The sequence below is a fragment of the Pseudomonas sp. TH49 genome, assembly GCF_016650625.1.
Classification (GTDB): domain Bacteria; phylum Pseudomonadota; class Gammaproteobacteria; order Pseudomonadales; family Pseudomonadaceae; genus Aquipseudomonas; species Aquipseudomonas fluorescens_H.
This window is the reverse complement of the sequence record NZ_JAEKFL010000002.1, coordinates 509965-526843: the sequence shown is the minus strand read 5'-3', so window position 1 is coordinate 526843 and position 16879 is coordinate 509965. Positions and strand designations below refer to the sequence as shown.

15 protein-coding genes are annotated in these 16879 nt (G+C 61.8%); 9 read left to right on the top strand and 6 right to left on the bottom strand.

Annotated elements, in window-relative coordinates; genetic code table 11:
• Nucleotides 1-126: 126 nt before the first annotated feature.
• From JFU48_RS19825 to JFU48_RS19815, 3 genes are all read right to left on the bottom strand, one after another.
• A complete protein-coding gene (locus JFU48_RS19825; RefSeq protein ID WP_201137392.1) occupies nucleotides 127-1707 on the bottom strand; it encodes an aldehyde dehydrogenase (NADP(+)) in 1581 nt (526 codons plus the stop codon).
• Nucleotides 1708-1716: 9 nt separating this feature from the next.
• Nucleotides 1717-2709 carry an AraD1 family protein gene (gene araD1 / locus JFU48_RS19820; protein WP_201137391.1) on the bottom strand — a complete coding sequence of 331 codons (993 nt, stop codon included), beginning with the start codon at nucleotides 2707-2709 and terminating at the stop codon, nucleotides 1717-1719.
• A 144-nt stretch (nucleotides 2710-2853) separates the two neighbouring features.
• Complete coding sequence (locus tag JFU48_RS19815) at nucleotides 2854-4176, bottom strand: MFS transporter (protein ID WP_201137390.1); 1323 nt, start codon at nucleotides 4174-4176, stop codon at nucleotides 2854-2856.
• Nucleotides 4177-4370: 194 nt separating this feature from the next.
• On the opposite strand from JFU48_RS19815, the gene JFU48_RS19810 reads away from it, so the two are divergent.
• Entirely contained in the window at nucleotides 4371-6107 is a 1737-nt protein-coding gene (locus tag JFU48_RS19810; protein WP_003225709.1) for an IlvD/Edd family dehydratase, read from the top strand.
• 223 nt (nucleotides 6108-6330) lie between these two features.
• Nucleotides 6331-7050, top strand: a complete 720-nt coding sequence (locus JFU48_RS19805; RefSeq protein WP_045122493.1) for a FadR/GntR family transcriptional regulator — start codon at nucleotides 6331-6333, stop codon at nucleotides 7048-7050.
• A 182-nt stretch (nucleotides 7051-7232) separates the two neighbouring features.
• Here the strand turns inward: JFU48_RS19805 and JFU48_RS19800 are convergent, their stop codons facing one another.
• Both JFU48_RS19800 and JFU48_RS19795 read right to left on the bottom strand, forming a co-directional pair.
• Complete coding sequence (locus tag JFU48_RS19800; protein ID WP_103484454.1) at nucleotides 7233-9617, bottom strand: efflux RND transporter permease subunit; 2385 nt, start codon at nucleotides 9615-9617, stop codon at nucleotides 7233-7235.
• Entirely contained in the window at nucleotides 9614-10657 is a 1044-nt protein-coding gene (locus JFU48_RS19795; RefSeq protein ID WP_003225711.1) for a WD40/YVTN/BNR-like repeat-containing protein, read from the bottom strand. Before JFU48_RS19795 ends, JFU48_RS19800 begins: the two co-directional genes overlap by 4 nt.
• Before the next feature lie 460 nt (nucleotides 10658-11117).
• Between JFU48_RS19795 and JFU48_RS19790 the strand changes: the two genes are divergently transcribed.
• The 7 genes from JFU48_RS19790 to JFU48_RS19760 all read left to right on the top strand — a co-directional run bounded on the left by JFU48_RS19790 (nucleotide 11118) and on the right by JFU48_RS19760 (nucleotide 16450).
• On the top strand, nucleotides 11118-11708 hold the full coding sequence (locus JFU48_RS19790) for an amino acid synthesis family protein (RefSeq protein ID WP_003225712.1): 591 nt from the start codon (nucleotides 11118-11120) through the stop codon (nucleotides 11706-11708).
• A 31-nt stretch (nucleotides 11709-11739) separates the two neighbouring features.
• Nucleotides 11740-12573: an alpha/beta fold hydrolase gene (locus JFU48_RS19785; protein ID WP_103484453.1), complete on the top strand. Its 834-nt coding sequence runs from the start codon at nucleotides 11740-11742 to the stop codon at nucleotides 12571-12573.
• Nucleotides 12570-14051 (top strand): aldehyde dehydrogenase, encoded by a 1482-nt coding sequence (locus JFU48_RS19780; protein ID WP_201137389.1) that lies wholly within the window; start codon nucleotides 12570-12572, stop codon nucleotides 14049-14051. Before JFU48_RS19785 ends, JFU48_RS19780 begins: the two co-directional genes overlap by 4 nt.
• 12 nt (nucleotides 14052-14063) lie before the next feature.
• Nucleotides 14064-14549 (top strand): flavin reductase family protein, encoded by a 486-nt coding sequence (locus JFU48_RS19775; RefSeq protein WP_003225715.1) that lies wholly within the window; start codon nucleotides 14064-14066, stop codon nucleotides 14547-14549.
• Between the two features lie 135 nt (nucleotides 14550-14684).
• Entirely contained in the window at nucleotides 14685-15074 is a 390-nt protein-coding gene (locus JFU48_RS19770; protein ID WP_007968634.1) for a carboxymuconolactone decarboxylase family protein, read from the top strand.
• A 58-nt stretch (nucleotides 15075-15132) separates the two neighbouring features.
• The gene (locus JFU48_RS19765) at nucleotides 15133-15885 is read left to right on the top strand and encodes a GntR family transcriptional regulator (protein WP_045122494.1); all 753 of its coding nucleotides are present in this window, start codon (nucleotides 15133-15135) and stop codon (nucleotides 15883-15885) included.
• 1 nt (nucleotide 15886) lies between these two features.
• On the top strand, nucleotides 15887-16450 hold the full coding sequence (locus tag JFU48_RS19760; RefSeq protein ID WP_201137388.1) for an NUDIX hydrolase: 564 nt from the start codon (nucleotides 15887-15889) through the stop codon (nucleotides 16448-16450).
• Nucleotides 16451-16574: 124 nt separating this feature from the next.
• Here JFU48_RS19760 and JFU48_RS19755 read toward each other — a convergent pair whose 3' ends face one another.
• Nucleotides 16575-16871: a DUF1330 domain-containing protein gene (locus tag JFU48_RS19755; protein ID WP_201137387.1), complete on the bottom strand. Its 297-nt coding sequence runs from the start codon at nucleotides 16869-16871 to the stop codon at nucleotides 16575-16577.
• Nucleotides 16872-16879 lie beyond the last annotated feature (8 nt).

Below are 16879 nucleotides of genomic sequence, written 5' to 3'. Positions count from 1 at the left end.
CATTGTCGCTGGAGATCCCTGTGGGAGCGGGCTTGCTCGCGAAAGCGGTGTGTCAGGCAATCAATCACTGACTGAAAGAATGCCTTCGCGAGCAAGCCCGCTCCCACAGGGGGTGTGCGGCGCGATTTACAACGCGTCGCGCGAGGGTTTGCCGTCTATCAGCCGCTGGATGCGCAGCGGATTGCCATTCTTCAGCGGTTCCGGCAGCAAACTGTCGGGGTAATTCTGGAAGCACACCGGACGCAGGAAGCGATCGATCGCCAGCGTCCCCACCGACGTGCCGCGCGAGTCGGATGTCGCCGGATACGGCCCGCCATGCACCATCGAGTCACACACCTCGACCCCGGTCGGATAACCATTGAGCAGGATCCGCCCGACTTTCTGCTCTAGCAACGGCGTCAGCTCCGGGAAGCGCTCGAAGTCGGCCTGCTCGCCGATCATCGTCGCCGTCAGTTGGCCGTGCAGGCCCTGCAGCGCCGCGCTGAGCTCGGCCTTGTCCGCCACTTCGACGATCACCGTGGTCGGGCCGAACACTTCCTCCTGCAACACTTCATCGCTGTTGATCAACAGGCTGACATCGGCCTTGAATAACTGAGGCTGCGCCTGATTGCCCTGCTGTGGCTGACCCGCCAAATGCTCAATGCCGGAATGCGCCAAGAGTTTCTGCAAGCCTTTGCCGTAGCTGCCAAGCGTGCCGGCGTTGAGCATGGTCTGCGCCGGTTGATCGCCGATCAGCCCGGCGACTTGCTGGACAAACGCGCTGAACTGCGGCGAGCGAATACCAATGACCAAACCGGGATTGGTGCAGAACTGACCACAGCCCTGCACCACCGAGGCGGTCAGGTCGCGGGCGATCGATTCCGAACGCGTGGCCAGCGCCTGCGGCAAGACGATCACCGGGTTGATGCTCGACATCTCGGCGAACACCGGGATCGGTTGCGGCCGCGCCGCCGCCATGTCGCACAGTGCCCGCCCGCCCTTGAGCGAACCGGTGAACCCGACGGCCTGAATCGCCGGATGCTTGACCAGCCACTCGCCCACACCGCCGCCGTAAATCATGTTGAACACACCGACGGGCATCGCAGTTTTTTCGGCGGCGCGAATCAGTGCATCGGCGACAAGTTCAGCGGTTGCCATGTGACCCGAGTGAGCCTTGAACACCACCGGGCAACCAGCGGCCAGCGCGGCAGCGGTATCGCCACCGGCCGTCGAGAACGCCAGCGGAAAGTTGCTCGCACCGAACACCGCGACCGGGCCGAGGCCGATGCGGTACTGGCGCAGATCGGGACGCCGCAACGGCTGGCGATCCGGCAGTGGCAGATCGATTCGCGCACCGTAGAAATCACCGCGCCGCAAGACCTTGGCGAACAGGCGCATCTGGCTGCTGGTACGCCCGCGCTCGCCCTGAATGCGCCCCGCCGGCAACGCGGTTTCGCGGCAGACCAACGCGACGAAATCATCACCCAACGCATCCAGCTCATCGGCAATCGCGTCGAGAAATTGCGCGCGGCGTTCAGCGCTGAGGCTGCGATAGGCCGGGTACGCTGCGGCGGCGGCTTTGGCGGCGGCATCGACTTCAGTTTCAGTCGCCTGAATGAAATCGTACGGCAGCTGTTCGCCGGTAGTTGCGTCGACGCTGTGCAGTTTCACGTTGCCCGCGGCACTGCGCTGCCCGCCGATGTAGTTGTGACCGAGAATCTGAGTCATGGGAGCTCCTTAAAGGGTGCCGATGCTGTCCGGTTGAAAAACCGCTTCTGCCGGCGCGATGCCGTTGACCAGCGGTGCGCCGAAGTCAGCCTGGCTGATTTCAAACCGGTCGCCGGGTTGGGTGCGGATGCCATCGGCGAACGACAGGGTCGCGGTGCCGAAAAAGTGGATGTGCACGTCGCCGGGACGCAGGAACTGGCGGTATTTGAAATGGTGGTATTCGAGGTTGGCGAGGCTGTGGCACATGTTGGCTTCGCCGCTGAGGAATTCGTTCTGCCACAGCACTTCACCGTCACGCAGAATGCGGCTGGTGCCGGCCAGATGCTGCGGCAATTCGCCGGTGCGCAGTTCCGGGCCGTAGCTGCAACTGCGCAGTTTCGAGTGGGCCAGGTACAGGTAGTTCTTGCGCTCCATGACGTGGTCGGAGAACTCGTTGCCCACCGCAAAACCGAGGCGCCAGGGTTTGCCGTCGTGGCCAATGACGTAGAGCCCGGCCATTTCCGGTTCCTCGCCGGCATCCTCGGCAAACGGCGGTAACGGGAAGGCCTCGCCCGGACGCACGACGATGCTGCCGTCGCCCTTGTAAAACCATTCCGGTTGCACGCCCGCCTGCCCCGCCGCCGGTTTGCCGCCCTCCACGCCCCATTTGAAGATGCGCATGGTGTCGGTCATTTGCGCTTCGTCGCCGGCCTGCTGGTGCATCTTGTCCCGGGCCGAGGCGCTGCCCAAATGCGTCAGGCCGGTGCCGCTGACCAGCAGGTGCGCCGGATCGGGATGGTCCAGCGGTGGCAGGATGCGCCGGGTGTTCAGCAACTCAGCGTAGTCGTGATGGATGCCGAGGCCGTGGGTCTGCACCTGCTGTTCAAGGGTGCTGCCGGCCTCGATCGCGGCCAGGGCCAGATCGCGCACAGTGCGGGCGTCCTGCACTTCGCGGATCAGACCGTTGTCGACCACGCCGACGTGGCGCTCGCCGTTAATCAATTCGAATTGAACCAGATGCATGTTCTTCTCCTATTCCCTCAAAAACACCGCTGATTCCTGTGGGAGCGAGCTTGCTCGCGAAGGCGGTGTAACAGTCACGACAAATGTTGAATGTGCCGACCTCTTCGCGAGCAAGCTCGCTCCCACAAGGTCGGTGTCGGCCAGTCAGGTTCTTGTGGCACCGCGTGCACTGGCGGCGAACTGCTCGACCGGCAGCACATGTTTGCGCTCAAGCACCCGGTAGACGATTCCGGTAAGAATCAAACCAAACACCATTACCCCACTGAGGAAATACAACCCCGAAGCCAGATTCCCGGTGTACTCCTTCAACGCCCCGATCACGAACGGCCCGATATAGCCGCCGAGGTTGCCCACCGAGTTGATCAGGGCGATCCCCGCCGCTGCACTCGCGCCGGCAAAGAACCGCCCCGGCAAGGTCCAGAACACCGCCGTGCAGGAAAACAGCGCGAACGCCACCAGGCACAGCGCCGCCAATTGCGCCACCGGCAGGGTCAGCCACGCGCTGAAAAACAGGCCCAGCGCGCCCAGCACATAGAGCACCGCCAGATGGCCGTAGCGATCATTCATGCGGTCGGAACTGCGCGGCACGATCAGCAGACCGACGATGCCGAAGATGTACGGCACCGCCGAGACGAAACCGGTCACCAGATCGCTGCCGCCGAACTGTTTGATCAGCGTCGGCAGCCACAGGCCGAGGCCATAAATGCTCAGGGTCACCGGCAGGTAAAACAGCGCCAGCAGCAACACGCGTTTGTCTTTGAGCGCATGCAGCGGGTTGCCGTGACGGGTCTGGCCGTATTCCTGAAGATCTTTTTTCAGTTCGCCGGTCAGCCAGTCTTTCTCGGCCTGATCCATCCACTTCACGTTCTGCGGGCCGTCGGGCAGCCAGCGCAATACCGGCCAGGTCAGGAGGATCGCCGGGGTGCCGATGACGATGAACAGCCATTGCCAACCGTGCAGACCGAGGATGCCGTCCATGCCCAGCAAGCCGCCGGACACCGGGCCGGTGATCATCATCGCGATCGGTTGAGAGAGGATGAACAGGCCGAGGATCTTGCCGCGATGGCGCACCGGGAACCATTGGGTGATGTAGTAGAGAACGCCGGGGAAGAACCCCGCCTCCGCCGCGCCGAGCAGAAAGCGCATCACGTAGAAACTGTGCGGGCCCTGGACGAATGCCATGCCGATGGTGATTGCGCCCCAGGTGATCGTGATCCGCGCAAACCAGCGCCGCGCACCGAAGCGTTCGAGCATCAGGTTGCTGGGGATTTCGAGAAGAAAGTAGCCAATGAAAAACAGCCCGGCACCGAGGCCATAGGCCGCGTCACCGATGCCGATGTCGGCGCCCATGTGCAGCTTGGCGAAGCCGACGGCGGAGCGATCCACATAGGCGATCAGGTATAGCAGGATCAGGAAGGGAATCAGTTTCAGCGTGATGCGGCGAACAAGCCGCAGTTCCTGGCTCATGGGATCGGTCTCCGATTGTTGTTTTTATAGAACCTCGGGGGACGCCTCTCGCGGAAAACCGCCAGGGCCAATCCCTCCACCGAAAACGACTATATAGTAATACTAATTACCCAACAACACTTCCAAAGCGGCGATTTTGCGCTTATGTTTAGCCATGACTCGCAAACAATAGTCTTACAATAAGAGAACCGATCATGTCTGAGAAGAAACCCACCCTGCGCTCGGCCCAATGGTTTGGCACGGCCGACAAGAACGGCTTCATGTACCGCAGCTGGATGAAGAATCAGGGCATCGCCGACCACCAGTTTCACGGCAAGCCGATCATCGGCATCTGCAACACATGGTCGGAACTGACCCCGTGCAACGCGCATTTCCGCCAGATTGCGGAGCACGTCAAACGCGGGGTGATCGAGGCTGGCGGCTTTCCGGTGGAATTCCCGGTGTTCTCCAATGGCGAGTCGAACCTGCGCCCGACCGCCATGCTCACTCGCAACCTGGCGAGCATGGACGTCGAAGAAGCGATTCGCGGCAACCCGATTGACGGCGTGGTGCTGTTGACCGGCTGCGACAAAACCACTCCGGCGCTGCTGATGGGCGCGGCCAGTTGCGATGTGCCGGCGATCGTCGTCACCGGCGGGCCGATGCTCAACGGCAAGCACAAGGGCAAGGACATCGGCTCCGGCACGGTGGTCTGGCAGCTCAGCGAACAGGTCAAGGCCGGCACTATCACCATCGACGACTTCCTCGCGGCCGAGGGCGGCATGTCACGCTCGGCGGGCACCTGCAACACCATGGGCACCGCGTCGACCATGGCCTGCATGGCCGAAGCACTGGGCACGTCGTTGCCGCACAACGCGGCGATTCCGGCAGTCGATGCGCGGCGTTACGTGTTGGCGCACATGTCCGGCATGCGCGCGGTGGAGATGGTGCGCGAAGACTTGCGACTGTCGAAGATCCTGACCAAGGAAGCCTTTGAAAACGCCATTCGGGTCAACGCCGCTATTGGCGGTTCGACTAACGCAGTGATTCACCTGAAAGCCATCGCCGGTCGCATCGGCGTCGAACTGGATCTGGACGACTGGACGCGCATCGGGCGCGGCATGCCGACCATCGTCGATCTGCAACCGTCCGGGCGTTTTCTGATGGAAGAGTTTTATTACGCTGGCGGTTTGCCGGCGGTGCTGCGGCGTCTTGGCGAGGCCAACCTGATCCCCAATCCGAATGCCCTGACCGTGAATGGCAAGACGCTGAGCGAGAACGTGAAAGACGCGCCGATCTATGGCGAGGACGAAGTGATCCGCACCCTCGACAATCCGATCCGCGCTGACGGTGGCATCTGCGTGTTGCGCGGTAATCTGGCGCCGCTGGGTGCGGTGCTCAAACCATCCGCCGCCACGCCTGAATTGATGCAGCATCGGGGTCGTGCGGTGGTGTTTGAAAACTTCGATATGTACAAGGCGCGGATCAATGATCCGGAACTGGATGTCGATAAAGATTCGATTCTGGTGATGAAGAACTGCGGGCCAAAGGGTTATCCGGGCATGGCCGAGGTCGGCAACATGGGTTTGCCGGCCAAGCTGCTGGCGCAGGGCGTGACCGATATGGTGCGCATTTCTGATGCGCGAATGAGCGGCACCGCGTACGGCACGGTGGTGTTGCACGTCGCCCCGGAAGCGGCGGCCGGCGGGCCGTTGGCGGTGGTGCAGGAAGGCGACTGGATCGAGCTGGATTGTGCCAGCGGGCGTTTGCATCTGGACATTCCGGATGCCGAACTGGCGGCGCGCATGGCGGATCTGCAGCCTCCGCAGCAGCTGTTGGTCGGCGGCTATCGTCAGTTGTACATCGACCATGTGCTGCAGGCGGATCAGGGTTGTGACTTTGATTTCCTGGTCGGCTGCCGAGGTGCTGAAGTCCCCCGCCATTCCCATTAACCGCAAAAGATCGCAGCCTGCGGCAGCTCCTACCTTGGAATGCATTCCCACTGTGGGAGCGGGCTTGCTCGCGAAGAGGGAGTGTCAGTGCCATATTTTTGGCTGACACTCCGCTTTCGCGAGCAAGCCCGCTCCCACATTTCGCTACTGTGTCTGCCTCAATACAGTGTCGTGCCTGCTATGATGCGCGGCATCTCCATCGCTCAGGATCGCGCCGTTCCCCATGGATTACCGCAAACCTTCCGACCGCAAAAGCATGCACTCGCGCATTGTCCAGGAACTGGGCATGCAGATCGTCTCCGGACGTTTTTTGCCCGACGACAAACTGCCCGCCGAAGCGCTGTTGTGCGAGGAGTACGCGGTCAGCCGCCCGGTGTTGCGTGAAGCCACGCGAGTGCTGGTGGCCAAGGGACTGGTGTACTCCAAACCGCGTGTCGGCACGGTGGTCAAGGCCCGACGTGAATGGCACATGCTCGATCCGGACGTACTGCACTGGCTGATGCAAAGCAGCCCGCAGAATGAATTCTTCAATGTGCTGACCAGCGTGCGCAGCATCATCGAACCGGCCGCCGCCGCCCTCGCCGCTCAGCACGCGACCGAGGCCGACATCGCCGCCATCGGCGAAGCCTATCAGCGCATGGAAGCCGCACCGACCCCGGAAGCCCTGCTGCAACCGGACCTGGACTTCCACAGCCGCATCGCCGACGCGACCCACAACGATCTGTTGGCGAACCTGTGCAACATGTTGTCGGTGGCGATCGCCGAGGCGTTGAAGCATTCCAACCAGCGGCCGAATCTACATGAGCTGGCGCTGCCACGGCACAAGGCGATTCTAACGGCGATCGAGAACCGTGATGCGCTTGGCGCCCGCCACGCGACGCTGGTGCAGCTGGATGATGCGCGTAGTGCTCTCAGTGTCGTGCTTGGCACAGAACTCACCTGACACACCCAAAATCTCCTGTGGGAGCGGGCTTGCTCGCGAATGCGGAGTATCAGCAAAGCATGTTATGACTGGCACACCGCTTTCGCGAGCAAGCCCGCTCCCACATTTTGAAGGGTGTGATGTTCACTGGATAAAAAAAGCCGCAACCCTAAGGTTGCGGCTTTGTTGTTTCGGCATTCGGATCAGTGGGAGAACAGCGAATTGCCCTTCTGCCCCGCCATCTTCTCCGGTTTGATCAGGAACTTCGCCAGGGCCGGCAGCAGCCACAGCGCACCGAACATGTTCCACAGCAACATGAAGGTCAGCATCAGGCCCATGTCGGCCTGGAACTTGATCGCCGAGAAGATCCAGGTGCACACGCCGATGGCCAGGCACAGACCGGTGAACAGCACCGCTTTACCGGTGGATTTCAGGGTCTGGTAATAGGCTTCCTGCAACGGCAGACCCGCGCGCAGGAAACTTTCCAGTCGGCTGTAGATGTAGATCCCGTAGTCCACGCCAATCCCCACACCCAGCGCCACAACCGGCAGGGTCGCGACCTTGACGCCGATGCCCATGAACGCCATCAGCGCGTTGCCCAGCACCGAGGTCAGTACCAGCGGCAGGACGATGCACAGAGTCGCCGCCCATGAACGGAAGGTGATCATGCACATCACCGCGACGCAGATGTACACCAGGATCAGGATGGTCAGTTCGGCCTGTTTGATCACTTCGTTGGTGGCCGCCTCGATCCCGGCGTTACCGGCGGCGAGGATGAATTCCAGGCCGTCCTTGTTGTTGGCCTTGGCGAATTCCTGCACCGCGTGTACCGCACGGTCGAGGGTTTCGGCCTTGTGGTCGTTGAGGAAGATCAGCACCGGCGCCAGCGAACAGCTGTTGTTGTACAGGCCGTCAGCGCGGGCGATCGAGTTGTTCAGCACATCCGGGTTGCGCGACAGGGTTTCCCATTTCAGGTTGCCCTCGTTCATGCCTTTGATCATCTGCTTGGACACGGTCACCAGCGAGATCGCCGACTGCACGCCCTCGGTGTTCTGCATCTTCCACATCAGCTCATCGATCGGCGCCATGGCTTCGTAGCGCGAGCAGCCTTCGGTGGCGGTCTTGACCATCACCACCAGCACATCGGAACTGGTGGAATAGTTGTTGATGATGAAATTGTTGTCCTTGTTGTAGCGCGAGTCCGGACGCAGCTCCGGCGCACCTTGATCGAGGTCGCCGATTTTCAGGTTCTGGCTGTACCAGAGGCCGCCGCCGAAAGCGATCAGCGCCAGAGCGATGGAGATCGGTGCGACTTTCGGGCTGGCGAAGTTCGACAGGAAACGCCAGAACGGATGTTCGCGATTAGCGTCCTTCTTGCTCTTGGCAATCGCGCGTTTGCTGATGCCGACATAGGAAATCGCCACCGGCAGCAGGATCAGGTTGGTGAACACGATCACCGCCACGCCGATGGAGGCGCCGATCGCCAGTTCGCGGATCACCCCGATGTCGATGATCAGCAGCGTGATGAAGCCCACGGCGTCGGCAAGAATCGCGATCATCCCCGGCAGGAACAGTTGCCGGAAAGTGCGCCGCGCCGCCGTCAGGGCGTTATCGGCTTCGCTGGATTGCAGGGCGATGCCGTTGATCTTCTGCACGCCGTGGGAAATGCCGATGGCGAAGATCAGGAACGGCACCAGCATCGAATACGGATCGAGTCCGAAACCGAAGAAGTGCATCAGCCCGAGCTGCCAGACCACCGCCACCAGTGTGGTGCTCAACACCGCCACGGTACTGCGCAGGCAGTTGGTGAACCACAGCAGCAGGATCAGGGTGATGACGAAGGCGATGCCGAAGAACATCACCACCATCACCAGACCGTCGATCAGGTCACCGACCTTCTTGGCGAAACCGACGATATGAATCTTGACGTTGGGGTTCTGCGCTTCGAACTTGTTGCGGATCTTGTCCTCCAGTTCATGGGAGAACTGGCGATAGTCCAGCGCGAGCAGCTTGCCCTGATCCTGCGGATCCGGGTAGGACTCCAGCAGCGGGATGTCGACGATACTCGACTTGAAGTCGTTGGCCACCAGACGCCCGACCTGCCCGGACTTGAGTACGTTGTTGCGCAACATGTCGAGGCTTTCCGGCGAGCCGTCGTAGCTCTGCGGGATCACTTCACCACCGGCAAAGCCTTCTTCGGTCACTTCGGTCCAGCGTACGCTCGGGCTCCACAGCGACTTGAGGCCGGAACGGTCGACGCCGGAGATGTAGAACACCTCGTCGTTGATCTGGCGCAGGGTCTCCATGTACTCCTTGGAGAAGATGTCGCCGTCGGTGGCTTCCACCGAGATCCGCACGGTGTTACCCAGGTTCGCCAGGTCGTTGCGGTGCTCCATCATCTTCTCGATGAACGGATGCTTGAGCGGGATCATTTTTTCGAAACTGGTGGACGGCCGGATCAGCGTGGCCTGCCAGAACAGGAAGATGCTGACCACCAGGCAGATCAGGATCACGGCCGGGCGGTTGTTGAAAATCAGACGTTCGAGGAACGTCGCCTTGTCCTGATGATGATTGCTCAAGGAAGTCATAGCCCCGCCTTCTTATTATTGATCTCGGCGCCGTTTGGCTGCGTGGTGTGCACGCCGCCCTGCCCTGTAAGAATCAGATTACCGTCGCCGGCCGCCGTCACCGAGGACAGCGAGATGCGGTCCGGGCGGTTGAACACGCTGAAGGTTTCGCCGTTATCGCTGCTGCTGATGACCGAGCCGCCGTTGCCGACGATCACGATCGAGCCGTCGGCAAGCAGGGTCGCGCCGGACAGACCGAACTCCAGCGCACCGCGCGCGGCCTTGAGTTCAACCTGCTGCCAGGTGCTGCCGAAGTCGGTGGAGCGATAGAGGTTACCGCGCAGGCCATACGCCAGAAGAGTCTGGGGTTGTGCGGTGCCGATCACACCAAACAGCGAGCCTTGATACGGGCCCTGGAGCTTTTCCCAGGTCTGGCCCCAGTCCGGGGAACGGAACATGCTGCCCTGCTCGCCGACGATGAACAGCCCGGCGTCCTTGACGGCGGCGATGGCGTTGAGGTGGAACTGGTCCTGGTTGTCGAGGCGGTCACTGACGTCTTGCCAGTTCTTGCCGCCGTCGGTGGTTTCCAGCAGGGCGCCGTAGGCACCGACCGCCACACCGTGGTTGACGTTCTGGAACCAGACGTCGAGCAGCGGCGCTTCGCGCTTGAGGTCTTCGAACTGTTTGCTCCAGGTCAGGCCGCCGTCTTCGCTGGCGAGGATCTGCGCATCGTGGCCCACCGCCCAGCCGTGCTTGTCGTCGACGAAATACACCGCCGTCAGCAGTTGCCGGGTCGGTACCTTGGCCTGGGTCCAGGTCTTGCCCTGGTCGTCGGAATAGAGAATGTGCCCGCGATCACCCACCGCCACCAACCGGGTGCCGGCGTGGACGACATCGAGCATCAGGCTTTTTGCGGCTTTGGCCGATTCGGTGGAATACACCCCGTCGGCTGGCGCTTCAGCGGCCAGCACGGGTGCCGACAAGGCAGCACAGCCCAGCAGGGTGAGTGCTGTGGCCAGCAACGCGGTGTTGCGAAACGCCGGCGGGCGGCAACGACTCATAGACCTTCCCCTATTTATTATTGTTAGGCCATTCGGCCTTAGGGCGCCGCAAGGGTGCTCGTGGTGACTGACAGGTCACAAGCATAGCCGTGAAACCCGCAGTCCAGAGCGCCTTGGGAAGCTGGCTCATCCTATCGGGCTTTGGAAACGTCTGACAATCGGCGCCACGTTATCTTTTGTTAACCGGATGGGCCTCCTGTCAGCGGTGATTTCCACTGTGGGAGGGGGCTTGCTCCCGAAGGCGATGTGTCAGGTACCAGAGATGTCGACTGATCCACCGCTTTCGGGAGCAAGCCCCCTCCCACAGGGTGCAATGGTGTTTGTGAGATTGGGGCTAGCGGTGAATACACCGCCATTCGCCGGATGGATGCGGCAAATCTTGCGTGGGGGACTTGCACGATAGGTATTATGGTATACCATCAGACGCACAGACACTCTCAATCCCCCTACGGAGCAGCTCATGAGTTTCGAAATTCGCAAGATCGTCAGCTATGTCGAAGAAACCTTCATCGAAGGCGGCAAGGCCACTGACAAGCCGGTAACCATGGTCGGGCTGGCCGTGGTGATGAAAAACCCGTGGGTCGGCAACGGTTTCGTTGAGGATCTGAAACCGCAGATCCGCGCCAACTGCTCCGACCTCGGCGCGCTGATGGTCGAGCGCCTGGTGGGCATCATCGGCGGTGCGGAGAAGATCGAGGCTTACGGCAAGGCTGCAGTGGTCGGCGCCGACGGCGAAATCGAACACGCCTCGGCGGTGATCCACACCCTGCGCTTCGGCAATCACTACCGCGAAGCGGTCAAGGCCAAGAGCTACCTGAGCTTCACCAACAAGCGCGGCGGCCCGGGCACCTCGATCCAGATCCCGATGATGCACAAGGACGACGAAGGGCTGCGCTCGCACTACATCACCCTGGAAATGCAGATCGAAGACGCGCCGCGTGCCGACGAAATCGTGGTGGTGCTCGGGTGCGCCGACGGTGGCCGCCTGCACCCGCGCATCGGCAACCGCTACATCGATCTGGAAGAACTGGCCGCCGAAAAAGCCCAGTAATCACAATAAAAAGGCATTGCAGGAGCGCTCCATGATTCGGCTCACCGCTGAACTCACCCCGGCTGGCACCAGTTACCTGGCGACCGGCCAAGGCCAGCCCGTGGTCTTGATCCACGGCGTGGGCCTGAACAAAGAAATGTGGGGCGGCCAGATCGTTGGCCTGTCTGCCCAATACCGGGTGATCGCCTACGACATGCTCGGCCATGGCGCGAGCCCGCGCCCGGCCAGCGGCACCGGCCTGCTCGGTTATGCCGATCAGTTGCTGGAGCTGCTCGATCACCTGAATCTGCCTCAGGCAGCGGTGATCGGTTTCTCCATGGGCGGGCTGGTGGCGCGGGCGTTTGCCCTGCACTACCCGGAGCGCCTGCAAAGCCTGGTGGTGCTCAACAGCGTGTTCAACCGCAGCGAAGAACAGCGTGCCGGGGTCATCGCCCGGACCGCGCAGGCGGCTGAACACGGGCCGGATGCCAACGCCGAAGCGGCGCTGTCACGCTGGTTCAGCCGTGAATATCAGGCGGCCAACCCGGCGCAGATCGCGGCCATTCGCCAGACCCTGGCCGGCAACGATCCGCAGGGTTACCTGACCACCTACGAATTGTTCGCCACTCAGGACATGTACCGCGCCGACGACCTGGGCAGTATTCAGGCGCCGACGCTGATCGCCACCGGCGAACTCGACCCCGGGTCCACCCCGGAAATGGCCGAGCAACTGGCCCGACGCATCCCCGGCGCGAAGGTTGCGGTGCTGCCCGAGCAACGGCATATGATGCCGGTAGAGTCGCCGCGCCTGGTCAACCAGACGCTGCTGGAATTTCTCGAATACGCACACTCCCGACAAAACCATATAAAGGGGATCGTTGCATGACACTCGCACGCTTCCAGATGTGCATCGGCGGAGAATGGGTCGACGCCCTCTCCGGCAAGACCTTCGAAAGCCTCAACCCGGCCAGCGCGCAAGCCTGGGCCGAACTGCCCGACGCCGATGAAGCCGATGTCGAACGCGCCGTGCAAGCGGCGCAGACGGCTTTCGACAGCCCGGCCTGGCGCGGCCTCACCGCCACCGCGCGCGGCAAGCTGCTGCGGCGTCTCGGTGACCTGATCGCGGACAACAAGGAACAACTGGCGCAGCTGGAAAGCCGCGACAACGGCAAACTGATCCGCGAAACCCGCGGTCAGGTCGGCTATCTGCCGGAGTTCTTCCATTACACCGCAGGCTTGGCCGACAAGCTCGAAGGCGGCACTCTGCCGCTGGACAAGCCCGACCTGTTTGCCTACACCGTGCACGAAGCGATGGGTGTGGTCGCCGCGATCATTCCGTGGAACAGCCCGCTGTACCTGACCGCGATCAAACTGGCCCCGGCCCTCGCCGCCGGCAACACCATCGTGATCAAGCCGTCCGAACACGCTTCGGCGACCATCCTTGAGCTGGCGCGTCTGGCCCTCGAAGCCGGGATTCCGCCGGGCGTGGTCAACGTCGTCACCGGTTACGGCCCGAGCACCGGCGCCGCCCTCACCCGTCATCCGCTGATCCGCAAGATCGCCTTCACCGGCGGCGCAGCCACGGCCCGGCACGTGGTGCGCAGCAGCGCCGAAAACTTCGCCAAGCTGTCGCTGGAACTCGGCGGCAAGTCGCCGAACATCATCTTCGCCGACGCCGATCTGGACAGCGCGATCAATGGCGCGATTGCCGGGATCTATGCGGCCTCGGGCCAGAGCTGCGTGTCCGGCTCACGTTTGCTGGTGCAGGACGAAATCTACGACGAGTTCGTCAACCGCCTGGTCGAACGCGCCCAGTGCATCCGCATCGGCAACCCGCAGGAAGACCACAGCGAAATGGGCCCGATGGCCACTGCACAGCAACTGGCGGTGGTCGAAGGGCTGGTGGCCGATGCCATCGCTGAAGGTGCGCGGTTGCGCACCGGCGGAAAGCGTCCGGCGGATCTGGGCGACGGCTGGTTCTACGAGCCGACGCTGTTCGAGTGCGACCGCAACTCGATGAAGATCATGCAGGAAGAAGTCTTCGGCCCGGTGGCTTCAGTGATTCGCTTTAAAGACGAGGCCGAGGCGCTGGCGATTGCCAACGACTCGCAGTTCGGCCTCGCCGCCGGCATCTGGACCCGCGATCTGGGCCGTGCCCATCGCCTGGCGCGCGACGTGCGCTCAGGGATCATCTGGGTCAATACCTATCGTGCAGTGTCGGCGATGGCGCCGATCGGCGGCTTCAAGAACAGTGGCTATGGACGCGAAAGCGGCATCGATTCGGTGCTGGCCTACACCGAACTGAAAACGGTGTGGATCAATCTCTCTCAGGCCCCGATGCCTGATCCGTTTGTGATGCGCTAGGAGTCCTGCGACATGATCGAACCCGGCATTTACAAAGACGTCATGAGCTCGTTTCCGTCCGGGGTCACGGTGGTCACCACCCTCGACCCGGAGGGCGCCATCGTCGGCATCACCGCCAGCGCCTTCAGCGCGCTGTCGATTGATCCGGCGCTGGTGCTGTTCTGCCCCAACTACGCCTCCGACACCTACCCGGTGCTGCGCGACAGCAAGAAATTCGCGATCCATTTGCTGTCCGCCGACCAGACCGCCGAGGCCTACGCCTTCGCCGGTAAAGGCAAGGACAAGGCCAAGCACATCGAGTGGCATTTGAGCGAACTCGGTAACCCGATCCTCGCCAAGGCCACGGCGATCATCGAGTGCGAGTTGTGGCGTGAATACGACGGTGGTGATCACGCGATCATCGTAGGCGCGGTGAAAAACCTGATCCTGCCCGAACAGCCGGTGACGCCGATGATTTATCACAAGGGCAAGCTCGGGCCGTTGCCAACATTGGCCTGATGGATACACAGGTCCCCATGTGGGAGCGGGCTTGCTCGCGAATGCGGTGGATCATTCAACATTGATGTCGACTGACACGACGCTTTCGCGAGCAAGCCCGCTCCCACAAGGAGAACCAGGGTGACAGGAGGAATGATGAGTAACGAAAAGTACGAAAAAGGCCTGAAGATCCGCACCCAGGTGCTGGGCGAAGCCTACGTGCAGCGTTCAATAGAGAACGCCGACGACTTTACCCGCCCGTTGCAGGAAATGGTCACCGAATACTGCTGGGGCCATGTCTGGGGGCGTGAGGGTTTGTCGCTCAAGGAGCGCAGCATGATCAACCTGGCGATGATCTCGGCGCTCAACCGCCCGCACGAACTCAAGCTGCATGTGCGCGGCGCCTTGCGTAACGGCCTGAGTCGTGAGCAAATACGCGAAATTCTGCTTCAGGTCGGTATTTATTGCGGCGTCCCGGCAGCCGTGGACAGTTTCCGGCTCGCCCGTGAAGCCTTCGCCGAAGCCGACGCCGAGGCCTCCAGTTAACCCCTCGGCTGTTTTGATGCCCGTCTGGCATGGACAGCCACAGTAAAGAGCGGACCCCATGAAACGCCAGCCACTCGACGACAGCTTCAAGGTCAATCGCAACCCCGTTACCCTGCGCGAAATCGTGCTGGATAAACTGCGTAGCGCGATCATGAATTTTCAGCTCATGCCCGGCGATCGTCTGGTGGAGCGCGATCTATGCGATCGCCTCGGTGTCAGTCGCACATCGGTGCGCGAAGCCTTGCGTCACCTGGAGTCCGAAGGTCTGGTCGAGTTCGCCGATGCCAAAGGCCCGCGCGTTGCGATCATCACCCTCGCCGATGCGGTCGACATCTACGAGCTGCGCTGCGTGCTCGAAGGCCTGATCGTCCAGCTGTTCACCCTGCGCGCCAAGGCCAAGGACATCAAGGCCCTGGAAAAAGCCCTCGACGAGAACCGCAAGGCACTCAAGGACGGCGAACTGCAACAGGTGATCGACTCGGTGCAGGGCTTCTACGACGTGCTGCTCGAAGGCTCGGGCAACCATGTTGCGGCCACTCAATTGCGCCAGTTGCAGGCACGCATCAGCTACCTGCGGGCGACTTCGGTGTCCCAGGAAAACCGTCGCGGCGCGAGTAATCAGGAAATGGAAAAAATGGTCGAGGCGATCAAGAGCGGTGATGCGCTGGCGGCGCATCAGGCCTGCGTCGATCACGTGCGCGCCGCGGCCGCCGTGGCCCTCGATTACCTCAAACGCAAACAGGAAGAGACCGGCGCGACGCCGAACATCACCCTGCCGATCGCGCTGAAAGAACCGCGCATAGGTCACTGACATGTTCAGCCCGAGCTTTTGCCCGAAATGCGGTGGCCCTGACCTCGGTCAGCAGCTACCGCCGGGCGATACGCACGAGCGCCTGATGTGCCGCGGCTGCGGCTACATCCACTACGTCAATCCGAAGATCATCGCCGGCTGCATCATCGAGCAGGACGGCAAATACCTCTTGTGCCAACGGGCGATCCCCCCGCGTCCGGGCACCTGGACACTGCCGGCCGGCTTCATGGAAAGCGGCGAAACCACCGAGCAGGCGGCGCTGCGTGAAGTCTGGGAAGAAAGCGGCGTGCGCGCGGAAATCGTCTCGCCCTACTCGATTTTCAGCGTGCCGAAGATCAGCGAGGTGTACATCATCTTCCGCGCCCTCGCGCTGGAGATCACCGGCCAGTTCGGCCCGGAAACCCTCGACTACAAATTCTTCGCCCCCGAGGACATTCCGTGGGACAAGATCTATTACCCGGCGATCCGGCAGATCCTCGAGCGCTATATCGAGGAGCGTCAGGCCGGGGTGTATGGGATCTATATGGGCAATGATGACAGCGGGAAAATCCACTTCATCCGCTAAGGATCACCGACGCCCCTGTGGGAGCGGGCTTGCTCGCGAATGCGGTCAATCATTCAACATTTCTATCGACTGACACGACGCCTTCGCGAGCAAGCCCGCTCCCACGGGGGATTTGCGATGTTGCTTAAAGTGGAGCTATGCCCTCGACAATGACGATCTCCGCCCTCGCCCATTCCTCGCGATAACTTTTCGCCTCCTGATACGCCGCCGAGTGGTAGCACGCCAGCGCCTGCTCGTAGCTCTCGAACTCGATTACCACGCTACGCTGAGGCGTAGCCCTGCCCTCCAGCGCCTGGCTGCGCCCGCCCCTGGCCAGAAACTTGGCGCCGAATTCGGCAAACGCCTTCGGTGCGCGCTGGGTGTATTGGCTGTAGTGCTCGGCACCGTCGACATCCACGTGGGCAATCCAGTACGCCTTCATAGTGACCT

Excerpts from the sequence above, each read along its gene's own strand:
- JFU48_RS19825 (WP_201137392.1), bottom strand. The coding sequence starts at position 1,707 with ATGACTCAGATTCTCGGTCACAACTACATCGGCGGGCAGCGCAGTGCC.
- araD1 (WP_201137391.1), bottom strand. The coding sequence starts at position 2,709 with ATGCATCTGGTTCAATTCGAATTGATTAACGGCGAGCGCCACGTCGGC.
- JFU48_RS19815 (WP_201137390.1), bottom strand. The coding sequence starts at position 4,176 with ATGAGCCAGGAACTGCGGCTTGTTCGCCGCATCACGCTGAAACTGATT.
- JFU48_RS19810 (WP_003225709.1), top strand. The coding sequence starts at position 4,371 with ATGTCTGAGAAGAAACCCACCCTGCGCTCGGCCCAATGGTTTGGCACG.
- JFU48_RS19805 (WP_045122493.1), top strand. The coding sequence starts at position 6,331 with ATGGATTACCGCAAACCTTCCGACCGCAAAAGCATGCACTCGCGCATT.
- JFU48_RS19800 (WP_103484454.1), bottom strand. The coding sequence starts at position 9,617 with ATGACTTCCTTGAGCAATCATCATCAGGACAAGGCGACGTTCCTCGAA.
- JFU48_RS19795 (WP_003225711.1), bottom strand. The coding sequence starts at position 10,657 with ATGAGTCGTTGCCGCCCGCCGGCGTTTCGCAACACCGCGTTGCTGGCC.
- JFU48_RS19790 (WP_003225712.1), top strand. The coding sequence starts at position 11,118 with ATGAGTTTCGAAATTCGCAAGATCGTCAGCTATGTCGAAGAAACCTTC.
- JFU48_RS19785 (WP_103484453.1), top strand. The coding sequence starts at position 11,740 with ATGATTCGGCTCACCGCTGAACTCACCCCGGCTGGCACCAGTTACCTG.
- JFU48_RS19780 (WP_201137389.1), top strand. The coding sequence starts at position 12,570 with ATGACACTCGCACGCTTCCAGATGTGCATCGGCGGAGAATGGGTCGAC.
- JFU48_RS19775 (WP_003225715.1), top strand. The coding sequence starts at position 14,064 with ATGATCGAACCCGGCATTTACAAAGACGTCATGAGCTCGTTTCCGTCC.
- JFU48_RS19770 (WP_007968634.1), top strand. The coding sequence starts at position 14,685 with ATGAGTAACGAAAAGTACGAAAAAGGCCTGAAGATCCGCACCCAGGTG.
- JFU48_RS19765 (WP_045122494.1), top strand. The coding sequence starts at position 15,133 with ATGAAACGCCAGCCACTCGACGACAGCTTCAAGGTCAATCGCAACCCC.
- JFU48_RS19760 (WP_201137388.1), top strand. The coding sequence starts at position 15,887 with ATGTTCAGCCCGAGCTTTTGCCCGAAATGCGGTGGCCCTGACCTCGGT.
- JFU48_RS19755 (WP_201137387.1), bottom strand. The coding sequence starts at position 16,871 with ATGAAGGCGTACTGGATTGCCCACGTGGATGTCGACGGTGCCGAGCAC.